Genomic DNA, 11258 nt, shown 5'->3' with positions numbered 1-11258 from the left:
GGGCGAAGAAGGGGGACGGGCGTTCCCCTGCCTGGCCCCATGCCCGACTCCCTGCCCGGCCTGGGCTCCGGACCGAGGTGGGCGGGGCGGCGCCGGAGGAGGCGCAGGCGGCTGGACGCGAGCGGCCGGAACAGGAGGCGCCAGGAGGGTGAACTGCGCCGAGGAACGTGCCGTCAGGCGCGGAGGAGGAACAAGCGCGCCGGAGCGCCCCAGCGTCGCGGTGCGATCACTGGCCTCGGCGAAGCCCCTGCTCACATAGGTGCCCGGCGCCGCACGGGCGTGCGAGCGGCATACCGCGGAGCGTCCGGGAGCGATCTGCGGCACCACCGGACGACCGCCCCCGCAGTCGACGGCCTTCGCCTGCGGCAGCGCGTCGCTGACACGGACGTCGTACACGACCCGGTCCCCCCGGTTGGTGACGACGTACTGGATGACGCCCCACTGGTGGGTCACACCGACCGTCTGAGCGAGGGCCAGGGCGCCTCCGATGCCGCGGTATCCCGCCCGGGCGCGGGCCCGGGAGTCCGTGCGCAAGGACGGGATACGGCCGACGGCGGTGACGTCCGCTGCCCGCACCCCGGGCAGGGCCCGCGTCTCGGCCGCACACGTGGTCGAGCTGAGACCGCGCAGCATCGCCACCGTGCCGCGGCCCCCACAGGTGACGGCGGCGCCCCGGGGAAGGGCGGGATCAGTCACGCGTACGTCATAGAGGTCCGCCCCCGTGCGATTGATCAGGCGGTAGACCTTGTGCACCGGGTCACCGACCCTGATGCCGGGCTCCATCGCGCCGGTTCCCGGCCGGGAGTTGACGTGCACCTGCAGTGCCAGGCCGCCGTTCCCCGCGCCGTCGGCCGTCGCGCGCCCTCCACCCGGCACGGCGACGGCGCAGACCAGAATCAGCAGTGCGAAGAGGTGAAGAGGCCACGCGCGCTTCTTCTTCCTGCGGGTACGCATGCCGTCATGCTCGACGACGACCACTTGCCCGGCTGAACGGAACGCGCCCCCTGCACGGTTGCGGTGTGATTATCACCCCCATGGCCCTGCCGGGGCATGATACTCCGTCAGGAGATGGCCGAAGCCATACCCTCCGAGGTCACCGCTCCTGAGCAGCATGTTTGCATATGCCCATGATCGTTAAGGCAGAGCAAACATCCGCGCCGCGGACTTACCTGGACCACATCCTGGAGCACTGGCACAAGGACGAGGACGCCGAGGCACTCGTCCAGGGCGGGTACCGACTGACCCGGGGGGAGGCCCGGCGGCGACTGTTCGCGCTGGGGCACGCGCTGCGCGGGCAGGGGCTCGCACCCGGCGACGGAGTGGGGCTTTTCCTGGCCAATCGCGTGGACTCCGTCCTGGTGCAGCTCGCGGTCCATCTCATCGGCTGCCGCGTGGTGTTCCTGCCGCCCGAGCCGGGCCCCGGCGAACTCGCCGCCCTGGTCGAGCAGTCCCGGGCGCGCGCCGTCGTCACCGACCCGCTCTTCGCCGAGCGGGCCGCCGACGCGGCCGGCCGCAGCGTCCACGCCCCCACGCTGCTCAGCCTCGGGCCCTGCGCGCAGCCGTGCACGGACCTGCTGGCCCTGGCGGCCGCATGCCCGGCGGAGCGCCCCGACGGCGTGCCCGCCCCGGCAGCGGACGAGGCCGTCACCGTCCTCTACACCGGCGGCACCCTGGGCCGCCCCAAGCTCGCCGCGCACAGCCACCGGCTCTACGACACGCTGGTGGACCTGGCGGAGGACGCCCCGTGCGACTCGCGCCCCACGGTCTTCCCGACCATGGACCCGGACACCGACCGCGTGCTCGTCTCCACGCTCCTCACCCACGGCAGCGGCCATCTCACCTCGGTCCAGGCACTGGTGACGGGGTCCGCCCTCGTCGTGCTGCCCGAGTTCGAGGCGGGCGCGGCGCTGGCGGTGCTGCGCGAGGAGCGGATCACCGCCACCATGTTCGTGCCGCCGATGCTGTACGCGCTTCTCGACCACCCGGAGTGCACAGCGGGCGCCCTCCCCGCGCTGCGGCGGATCGTCGTGGGCGGCGCGGCCTGCTCGCCCAGCCGGATGCAACAGACGGTCGAGGTCTTCGGACCGGTGCTCAGCCAGGGCTACGGGCAGTCGGAGGCACTCGGTATCGCCGCGTTCGGCGCGGAGGAACTCGCCTCGCAGGCACCCCGGCGGCCCGAGCTGTGGCGCAGCTGCGGTCGCGCGATATCCGACACCGAGATCGAGATCCGCGCCGAGGACAGCACGGCGGCGCTGCCCGCCGGCCGGGTCGGCGAGGTCTGCGTCCGGGGCGAGACGGTGATGCTCGGCTACTACGAGGACCCGGAGCGTACGGCGGCGGCGCTGCACGACGGCTGGCTGCGCACGGGGGACTTGGGCTATCTCGACGCCGACGGATACCTCTATCTCGTCGACCGGGCCAAGGACATCATCGTCACCGGCAGCACCAGCGACAACGTCTACTCCAGGGTCCTCGAGGACTTCCTGCTCACGCTGCCCGGTGTGCGCAACGCGGCGGCGCTGGGCGTGCCCGACGAGGAGTACGGGGAGGCCGTCCAGGTCTTCCTGGCCACGGCCGAGGACGCCGACGTCGACCCGGGCGCGGTCGGCGCGGCGGTGACCGCCGAGTTGGGCGAGCTGTACACGCCACGCAAGACGGTCCTGCTGGATCGGCTGCCGACGACCAAGGTCGGCAAAGTGGACAAGAAGGCGCTGCGCGCCGCGTGGGTGGGCTGAGTCCCTTCCGGTCCAGCTAACGGGGGCGGAGAGGGCCGAGGGGGCGGAGGGGGTCAGCCGTGACGGTTCTGCGGTGAAACTGTGCCCCCGTGCGGGTGAGTACACGCTCCCGGGCCCGCTGTCACGCGGGCCCGGGAGCTACAACCGTTCCCGTGATGAAGAACTTGCTGCGTGCCCTCCCCGCGTTCGTCCTGTCCGCGGCGCCGCTCTTCCCTGTGCCTGCCTCCGCGCAGACCGCGGCGCCGCACCCCGACCCGGTCGTGTTCGTGCACGGCTACTCCTCCGACGGCTCCACCTGGAACGCCATGGCCGACCGCTTTCGCGCCGACGGATGGCCGAAGGCCCGCCTGGACCAGTGGAGCTACGACACCGCCCAGTCCAACGCCACCAGCGCCACCAGGCTCGCCCAGGAGATCGACCGCGTCCTGAAGGCCACCGGGGCCAAGAAGGTCGACCTCGTCACCCACTCGATGGGCGCCCTGCCCTCCCGCCACCACCTCAAGAAGTCCGCCGGAGTCCGCAAGAAGGTCGACGCGTTCGTCTCCCTCGCCGGCCCCAACCACGGCACCGACATGGCCCGCTGGTGCGGCAGCCCCTCCTGCGTCGAGATGCGCCCGAACTCCGCCTTCCTCACCAGCCTCAACGCGGGCGACGAGACCCCCGGCAACGTCCGCTACGCCACCTGGTCCTCACACTGCGACCAGATCGTCCCCCAGGCCAGCACCCTCTTGAGCGGCGCGGTCAACAAGAAGACCCGCTGCCTCTCCCACAGCCGCCTGCACACCGACGCGGGCGTCTACCGCCAAGTCAGGGCGCATATCGCGTCGTAGGGCCCGTGGGAAAGGCCTGCTCGGTCCAGATGGTCTTGCCGGAGCGGGTGTAGCGCGTTCCCCACCGCTGGACCAGCTGCGCGACGATGAACAGGCCGCGCCCGCCCTCGTCGTCCTCGCCGCTGTGACGCAGGTGCGGTGAGGTGTGGCCCCTGTCCGAGACCTCGCACAGCAGGGTGCGGTCACGGATGAGGCGTACTTGGATGGGGCCTTCGGCGTATCTGACCGCGTTGGTCACCAGCTCGCTGACGACCAGCTCGGTCGCGAACGACAGCTCCCCGAGGCCCCATTCGTGCAGCTGCTGGGTGGCCATCTCCCGGGCGCGGCCCGCGGAGACCGGCTGCGCGGGCAGCTCCCAGTCGGCGACCCGCGAAGTGTCGAGTTCGCGGGTACGGACGAGCAGCAGGGCGGTGTCGTCGGCCGTCGAGCCGTCCGGCAGCAGTTCCGCCACCGCCCGGTCGCACAGGTCTTCGAGCGAGGCGTGCCGGTCGCTCAGTACGCGCCCCAGGGTGTCGAGTCCGTGATCGATGTCGCGGTCACGGGCCTCGACCAGGCCGTCGGTGAAGAGAGCCAGCAGACTGCCCACCGGAAGCTCGACCTCCAGGGCCTCGAACGGCAGACCGCCGAGGCCCAGGGGCGGGCCGGCCGGCAGGTCCGGGAAGGACAGTCGTCCGTCCGGGTCGACGACCGCGGGCGGCAGATGCCCGGCCCTGGCCATGACGCAGCGCCGTGAGACCGGGTCGTAGACCGCGTAGAGACAGGTCGCCCCGGTGGTCACGTCCGCGTAGGCGTCGCCGGACGTGCCGGGCTCCCCCCACTGCTCGTCCGCCGACTGCGCCACCAGATCGTCGAGCCGCGACAGCAGCTCGACGGGGTCCATGTCCATCTGGGCGAACGCGCGTACGGTCGTCCGTAGCCGCCCCATGGTGGCGGCCGCCTGCAGACCGTGGCCGACCACGTCCCCGACCACGAGCCCGACCCGGGTCCCGGAGAGCGGGATGACGTCGAACCAGTCACCGCCGACCCCTGTCACGTCGTCGGTGGGGAGATAGCGGTAGGCCAGATCGACCGCCGACTGCTCCGGCACCTGGCGCGGCAGCAACTGGCGCTGGAGGGCGAGGGACGCGGTGCGCTCACGCGTGAAGCGGCGGGCGTTGTCGATGGATACGGCCGTACGGGCGACCAACTCGTCGGCCAGCGCCACCTCCCCGCTGTCGAAGGTGGCCGAACCGGCGTCGCGCGTGAAGGTGACGAGCCCCAGGATGCTGTTCCCGGCCCGCAGCGGCACGACCAGCGTCGTGTCGTCGAGCACGAGGCCGCCCGAGGAGAGGCTGCGGTCCTGTGGCGAACCGGACGGGTACCCCACGGGCGGAGGCCGCCGCTCTGATTCCGCTGTTCGCCCCGCCGAGCAGCGGGCGACCCGTACCAGAGACATCGCCGCCGCGCCGCTGGTGGCCGGGACCTCGCCCTCCAGTACCGCCCTCGCGAGGTCGACCGTCACCGTGGCGGCGAACTCCGGCACCGCCACCTCGGTGATCTTCTCGGCGGTGACCACCACGTCGAGGGCGGCCCCGATCCCGCGCCCCGCCTCGACGAGCAGGGCGAGCCGCCGCTGGGCCTTGTAGCGGTCGGAGATGTCGAACGCGTCCTCGCACACGCCGAACACGTGTCCGTCGGCGTCCTGGAGCCGGTAGTAGGCACAGGACCACAGGTGGTCGGTCTCCGGATCGCTGGGCGGCCGCCCCTGGAAGTGCAGGTCGAGAAAGGACTCGCCCGTGTCCAGTACGTGCCGCATGACCGCGTCGAGGGTGGGCGGATGCCCTTTGCTGATGAATTTCCCCTCGGAGTACAGCTCATCGGCCCGAGCGCCGCGGAACTCGGCGAACGGGCGTCCCATGTCCCCTTCGTACGCCGCGTTGCACCAGGTCAGCCGGAGGTCGGTGTCGTAGATGGCGAGGCCCACGGGCGACCGGGTGGCCAGGCCGTGCAGCAGGGCGAGGCGGGACTCCCACAGCCGCAGATCCCGCAGCTCCGTGACGACGACGACCCGCATCGCGTCCCCGGCGCCCGCCAGGGGACAGACCGCGGTGGCGACCACCAGCTCCTGTCCGTCCCGGTGCCGGGCGAGACAGATCTCGTTGCCCAGGAACTCGGGAGGGGGCGGCAGAGCGGAGGACGTCGGATCGGGTGATAGCAGAAGCGTGGCGAGCGGCCGACCGACGATCTCCTGCGGCCGGTACCCGAGCAGCCGCTCCGCCGCGGGGCTCCACCCGATGACCACGCTCCGCGCGTCGACGACCGCGGTGGCCGCCCTTGTGACGTCGAGGGGACCACGAAAGTCAGCACTCTGCTCCGCATTCCATGCAGTCATGACGCCACACCAGCCCCGTTCATCCCCTACAGAATCCGCTGTCCCCGAGACGGGCACAAGTTGAACGCAACTCGTGTCCCGTCCGTATCCAGGGGCCGAACGTGTTTCCGGCTCCGCCGGCGAGCGGACTCCGCATTCCACAGTAATTCCCACAGGAGGCGACGAGTTGAGGCACAAGCGAATACCCAAGCGAAAGGCCGTGCTGGCCGGAGCCGCGGCGATGGGCGTGGCCACAGCGGGTGTCCTGCTGCAGCACGCCGGTGCCGCGGAGCCCGGCGCGGAGGGCGCCGCGGGGCCCGCGGCCCAACAGGTCAGCGCGGCGTCGGCGACGCGGCTCGCCGAGCGGCTGGCCCCGCGGCTCGGTGACGCATATGGCGGAGCGTTCTACGACGGGGACGAGCGGCGACTCGTCGTCAACGTCGTCGGCGACGACGCTGACGTGAAGGCGCGGGTGAGGGAAGCCGGGGCGGTACCGCGAAGTGTCCGCAACAGTGCGGACACGCTGGGGACCGCCACGCGGACGCTGGCCGGCCGGGCCGACATGCCGGGGACCGCCTGGGCCACGGACCCCAGGACCAATCAGATCCTGGTCACGGCCGACCGCACGGTCACCGGGAAGAAGTGGGACAGGCTGGAGAAGAGCGTCGCCTCGCTCGGCACGGGAGTGGCCCGCGTCGAGAAGTCGGCGGGAGAGTTCAAGCTCTTCGGCTCGGGCGGTGACGCCATCTTCGGAGGCGGCGCGCGCTGTTCGCTCGGGTTCAACGTGACGACGCAGGACGGGAGCCCCGGCTTCCTCACGGCGGGACACTGCGGCGTCGCGGCCCAGCAGTGGTCGGAGGAACAGGGCGGGGCGCCCGTCGGCACCGTCCAGGCGGCCACGTTCCCGGGCGACGGTGACTTCGCGCTCGTCACGTACGACGATCCGGCGACGGCCGCCCCGGGCGTGGTCGACACGGGTGACGGCCGGACCACACAGATCGTCCGCGCCGCCGACGCGGCGGTCGGGCTGGAAGTGGCCCGCATGGGCAGCACGACCGGCTTGCGGGAGGGAGTGGTCACCGGGCTCAACGCCACGGTGAACTACCCGGAGGGCACTGTCACCGGACTCATCCAGACCGACGTCTGCGCCGAACCCGGAGACAGCGGGGGCTCACTGTTCACCCGCGACGGAAGCGCGATCGGCCTCACTTCGGGCGGCAGCGGCGACTGCACGGCAGGCGGCGAGACGTTCTTCCAGCCCGTCACCACGGCACTGGCGGCGGTCGGCGCCGAGATCACGGCCGGTGAGGGCTGAGCGCGGGCGCGCCCATGCCTCCCCAGTAAGTCGGCAGGAAGGGCCGGGGACTTGGGCCGGGTCGCGAGGAGGTACCGGCTCGCCGTGCCCCCCTCACCCGCCGGACCGAGCAGGTCGCACAGGAGGCGCAGCTCGCCGTCCGCCAGCAGACGGGCCATCGAAGCGCCCTCGACGAAGGACAGCTCCCGGATCTGCCCTGCCCGCGCGTCCAGCGCCGCCAGGAGCATCGGTTCGACCGGAGTCTCCGGCCGCGTGGGTGGTGCGTGGTCGACCGCAGTGCGGGCCCACCATCTGGAGATCGTCTGCTCCAGAGTGACCGGGCAGGAGACGAGCGGGCGGCGCTCGTCCGTGGCGCCGCGGGGGTAGGAGAGAGTGTGCAGGAGACGCAGCGCCTCGTGGGCACCCCACTCGGGGTGGAAGGTCGCGGACATCTCGGGGGCGAGGTGCAACCAGTGCGGCCAGCCGAGCCGCAGCACCTCGCTGGGAGGCACGCCGTGGATGTCGGCGATGGTGAGCTGGGCGGTCCGCTCGGGGGTGACCTTCCCCGATTCCCACCGTGCGATCTTCTCGCGGCGGGCTGCCATGCCGCCGAATCCAAGATCCGCGTGCCTGGACGCGACCAGCCGGGCATAGGCGGCGTGCGACAGCCCGTTCCGGCGATGTAGGCAGGACAAGGGGTGGGAGGTCGGACGGTTCGTACGAGGAGGCATCGGCGTGTTCGTCTCCTGAGAGGCGGGATGAGTCCTGAGCAGGCACGGCGTCGTCACTGCTGGCGGCGGCAGCCGGGGCTGGGGCGCGCGGCGCTGACCAGCACGCAGGCGCCGGGTGTGGTGCGGTGGGCGCTGGTAGGTCGGTGCCGGGATGGAAGCCCGGGTGGTCCGGGGGCGGTGCGGCGGCGTCACGGAGTGGGTCATCGCGTACGTACCCTTTGTCGTTCTCGACGTGAGACTGGGACGCCCGGGGCCGTGCGGGCCGGGTTCTCGTGACGCTTCCCGGCTGTGCCGCTGTGCGGCTCTCCGGCTGAGTGGCGATGAGCTGACGCGCTGCGCTGCGCGACTTACGCCTCGTCCCCTTGCCCCTTCACCATCGCTCCCGCAGGGGCCCGGCCGTATCCCACCAGCCTCGTCACCCACCCCCGCCGATCGGTGGGCCGGAGCCCCGCCGCCAGGCCTCGGGGCGGTGCCTGCGGGCTTCCACCCCCTCCACGTCCCACGGGTCTGCGCTGGGTGGCTGTGGCGGTTCCCGACCGCCAGGGGGGGCACGCGGGCGTGTGCTGGCTGAGGTCAGGCCGCGTGCGGGACATGACCACGACGGCCTGCGCGCTGCGCGCCGGTAACAGGGCGTGACGTGCGTACCGCAACGAAGGAAATAACCAGTGCTATTTCCCTCCATGGTCAGCGGACGCCATGAGGCTTCCGGCAGGGAACCGCTCTGTCGCCCTTGAGATCGGCGTCTGCTAACGGGCGGCCCGTTCCTCTGCGGCCGTGACCGTGGCGGGCTTCCCGTCCTGGAGCTGCTGAAGACGCTTCAGCGTCGCGCTGAGCATGGCCTGCGCCCCCGAGGGGTCACCACCGGTGTTGCCGTCGATCTGCACGCGGATGACGACCTTTCCCGAGCGGCTGTATCCGTCGATATCGTCCTCACTGCTGCCAGGGTTGATCACAAGCGTGCTCTCATCGCCCACCGCCGGCTTGGCGGGCTGTTCCTTGCTCTTCTCCTTGCCCTTCCACGCCGTGTACACGCGGTGCGCGTCCTTGGCCGTGTCGAAGAGGCAGATGCGCACATCGGCCATGTTGAGCGTGGAGCCGTTGTACTCGTACGAGGCGTCGCTGCCCCGGACCCACCCCTTAGGGGCGGAGTTGTCCAGCGCGGGGTTGCAGTACTGCCCGTCCGTCGCCTCCTTGGTGCCGTGCACGGTGTACCCCGGCAGGACCTCACCGTCGCCCAGCACTGCTTGGGTGAGCTCCGCCTGGGTGAGGGCCTTCGTGATCGGCTTCGGAGCCGGAGGGGAGACCTGCTTGTCGCCGCCCTGGCTGCTGGAGGCGGAGTTCGACTCGTCGCCGCTGGAGGAGGAGCAGGCGGTAAGGGCGGCCAGCCCGATGAGTGCGACTGCAGGGGCGAGTGCGAGGCGTACGAGTGACATGAGCAGAGCCTATCCATTCATGATCATGAACCGACAACGCCTGCGCTCTTGAGGACGCGTGGGCAATCGCTGCCTGTACGGCCCGTAGGGGAGTTCGGTCGCACCGGTCACCGCCCCCCAGAAGTGGCGCCGCTGCGGAGCTGTTCCGCAGCGGCGCCCCCCTTCCACCTGCGGACCCTAGAGTTTTCGTGAGCACTGGCTCCTGCGGGGATGGCGTTTTCCGCACGCGATGAGCACTGCTTGTGAGAGCGGATCATGAGCAGAACGTCCCAGCGGGCTGCCTTCGACGGTCGCTCTGCGTGACTCCTGCTGCCTTCGTCCTTCCACCGGTAGGGCAACGAGGCTGCGTGGGGTGGTGCGTTGCAGATGAGTACTCCGTCGGTGTCTTTGGGGCAGGTGGTGCACTGAGGCTGACCCCGTGGAGTGGACACCCTGACAATGGATCTTGATGGTCCAGGGAGGGATGTCCAGGTGGGACGCAGGCCTCCGTATTCGGAGGAGTTCAGGAAGGACGCAGTCGCGCTCTTTCGGGCCGCGAGTGGGAAGCGGACGTACGCGGCGGTGGCCGCGGATCTCGGTATCACCGCGGAGTCGCTGCGGACATGGGTCCGCAAGGCCGAGGCCCCGGCCACGTCCGGCGGCCGTGACGCCGACGTCAGCGTGGCCGAGGAACTGGCCCGGCTGCGGGCGGAGAACACACGGCTGCTCAGGGCCGAGCAGGAGTGGCGTCTGGAGCGCGAGATCCTGCGCCGGGCAGCCGCCTATTTCGCGTGGGAGGTGAAGTGAGAACGGCCTTACCACGGCACCGAGCTGCCACCTCCACGTTACGGAGAGCTTCCGGCCCGGGTGAAGCAGGTACTCAAGCCCCTCATTTAGCGATCATGAACAACAAGGGGGGAAGTCATGCCGGACCCGAAGGTCGCAGGCCCCATTGCGAAGCCACGGAGAAGGTTCCGGGGGGAAGGCCGGTCGTTCCCGATACACAGGTGGGCTCTCAGGTGGCGGAGAGCTTGATGGAGCGGCGCATCTCTTCCTCGTACGCGGTGCGTTGTTCCGGTACAGGCCGGCAGGCGATGGTGTCGACGTGGAGCATGTCGTCCATGCGGTCGAGCAGAGCTGTTGGCACCAGGTGCGTGCAGGGAAGGACCCAGCCCAGCCACCGAGGTGCATAACTCAGGGCGGTCGGGCGGCGGAGCGTCCGGTCCACCGCTGCGGCCACAGCGGCGGGAGGCAGCGGAGTCAGCCCGAAGGGCAGGCGCAGGCCGTGCGACATGTGGGTGGCTGTGAGGCTGGCGAGGATGGCGCTCACGTGTACACCGCTGCCCCGTAGCTCCCGGCGCAGTGCCTGGGACAGTGCGAGGACGCCTGCTTTGGTGGCGCTGTACGCGGCCATGCCGGCCATGGGCTTGGTGGCGGCGGCGCTCGCGAGGTTGATCAGGTGACCGGTGCCGCGTTCCTTCATGACCGCCGCGGCAGCCTGGCTTCCGTGCAGTACGGCGTTGAGGTTGACTGCCACGACACGGTCCAGGAGTGCGGCGGACTGTGACTGGAGGGGGCCGATGGGCAGGATTCCGGCGTTGTTGACCCATACGTCGAGGCGGCCGAAGTGTTGCAGGGCGTCCTCAGCCAGGGCGCGGCACACGGAAGCGTCAGAGACGTCACCCACCAGGGCGCGGTGCCCTGGACCAAGCGAGGCAACCGCTTCCTGGGCCGTCACCGGGTTGATGTCACAGATGACGAGGCGATGGCCGCTGTCGGCCAGGGATGTGGCGATCCGGCGGCCGATGCCGCGTCCGGCTCCGGTCACCACGGCCACCCGGCCGGTGGGCGTGCGGGAGTGCACTGAGGTCATGTTCGCTGCGCCTGTCGTGAGCGGGGGCGGGGG

Annotated in this window: 6 protein-coding genes and 2 pseudogenes; 4 read left to right on the top strand and 4 right to left on the bottom strand. The window is 71.0% G+C overall.

Features of this window, described 5'->3' with window-relative positions; translation table 11 throughout:
• Positions 1–954, bottom strand: a pseudogene (locus tag GKQ77_RS18625) (hypothetical protein); the annotation flags it as partial.
• A 173-nt stretch (positions 955–1127) separates the two neighbouring features.
• On the opposite strand from GKQ77_RS18625, the gene GKQ77_RS18620 reads away from it, so the two are divergent.
• Positions 1128–2735 (top strand): class I adenylate-forming enzyme family protein, encoded by a 1608-nt coding sequence (locus tag GKQ77_RS18620; protein ID WP_258021532.1) that lies wholly within the window; start codon positions 1128–1130, stop codon positions 2733–2735.
• 155 nt (positions 2736–2890) lie between these two features.
• The gene (locus tag GKQ77_RS18615; RefSeq protein WP_219690004.1) at positions 2891–3565 is read left to right on the top strand and encodes an esterase/lipase family protein; all 675 of its coding nucleotides are present in this window, start codon (positions 2891–2893) and stop codon (positions 3563–3565) included.
• Here GKQ77_RS18615 and GKQ77_RS18610 read toward each other — a convergent pair.
• Positions 3543–5936: a SpoIIE family protein phosphatase gene (locus GKQ77_RS18610; RefSeq protein WP_219690000.1), complete on the bottom strand. Its 2394-nt coding sequence runs from the start codon at positions 5934–5936 to the stop codon at positions 3543–3545. The genes GKQ77_RS18615 and GKQ77_RS18610 overlap by 23 nt on opposite strands.
• Positions 5937–6102: 166 nt before the next feature.
• Between GKQ77_RS18610 and GKQ77_RS18605 the strand changes: the two genes are divergently transcribed.
• Positions 6103–7230 (top strand): S1 family peptidase, encoded by a 1128-nt coding sequence (locus GKQ77_RS18605; RefSeq protein WP_258021531.1) that lies wholly within the window; start codon positions 6103–6105, stop codon positions 7228–7230.
• 1456 nt (positions 7231–8686) lie between these two features.
• Here the strand turns inward: GKQ77_RS18605 and GKQ77_RS18600 are convergent.
• The gene (locus GKQ77_RS18600) at positions 8687–9373 is read right to left on the bottom strand and encodes a hypothetical protein (protein WP_219689998.1); all 687 of its coding nucleotides are present in this window, start codon (positions 9371–9373) and stop codon (positions 8687–8689) included.
• 471 nt (positions 9374–9844) lie between these two features.
• Here GKQ77_RS18600 and GKQ77_RS18595 point away from each other — a divergent pair.
• Positions 9845–10164, top strand: a pseudogene (locus tag GKQ77_RS18595) (transposase); the annotation flags it as partial.
• A gap of 203 nt (positions 10165–10367) precedes the next feature.
• Here GKQ77_RS18595 and GKQ77_RS18590 read toward each other — a convergent pair.
• Positions 10368–11225: an SDR family oxidoreductase gene (locus GKQ77_RS18590; RefSeq protein ID WP_219689994.1), complete on the bottom strand. Its 858-nt coding sequence runs from the start codon at positions 11223–11225 to the stop codon at positions 10368–10370.
• Positions 11226–11258 lie beyond the last annotated feature (33 nt).

Origin of the sequence: Streptomyces anatolicus, from assembly GCF_019400875.1 — a bacterium.
GTDB lineage: Bacteria > Actinomycetota > Actinomycetes > Streptomycetales > Streptomycetaceae > Streptomyces > Streptomyces anatolicus.
Note: the sequence above shows the minus strand (reverse complement) of the source record. Positions and strands in the feature narration are given on the sequence as shown.

Coding starts and splice junctions, on each gene's coding strand:
- GKQ77_RS18620 (WP_258021532.1), top strand. CDS start 1,128: ATGATCGTTAAGGCAGAGCAAACATCCGCGCCGCGGACTTACCTGGAC.
- GKQ77_RS18615 (WP_219690004.1), top strand. CDS start 2,891: ATGAAGAACTTGCTGCGTGCCCTCCCCGCGTTCGTCCTGTCCGCGGCG.
- GKQ77_RS18610 (WP_219690000.1), bottom strand. CDS start 5,936: ATGACTGCATGGAATGCGGAGCAGAGTGCTGACTTTCGTGGTCCCCTC.
- GKQ77_RS18600 (WP_219689998.1), bottom strand. CDS start 9,373: ATGTCACTCGTACGCCTCGCACTCGCCCCTGCAGTCGCACTCATCGGG.
- GKQ77_RS18590 (WP_219689994.1), bottom strand. CDS start 11,225: ATGACCTCAGTGCACTCCCGCACGCCCACCGGCCGGGTGGCCGTGGTG.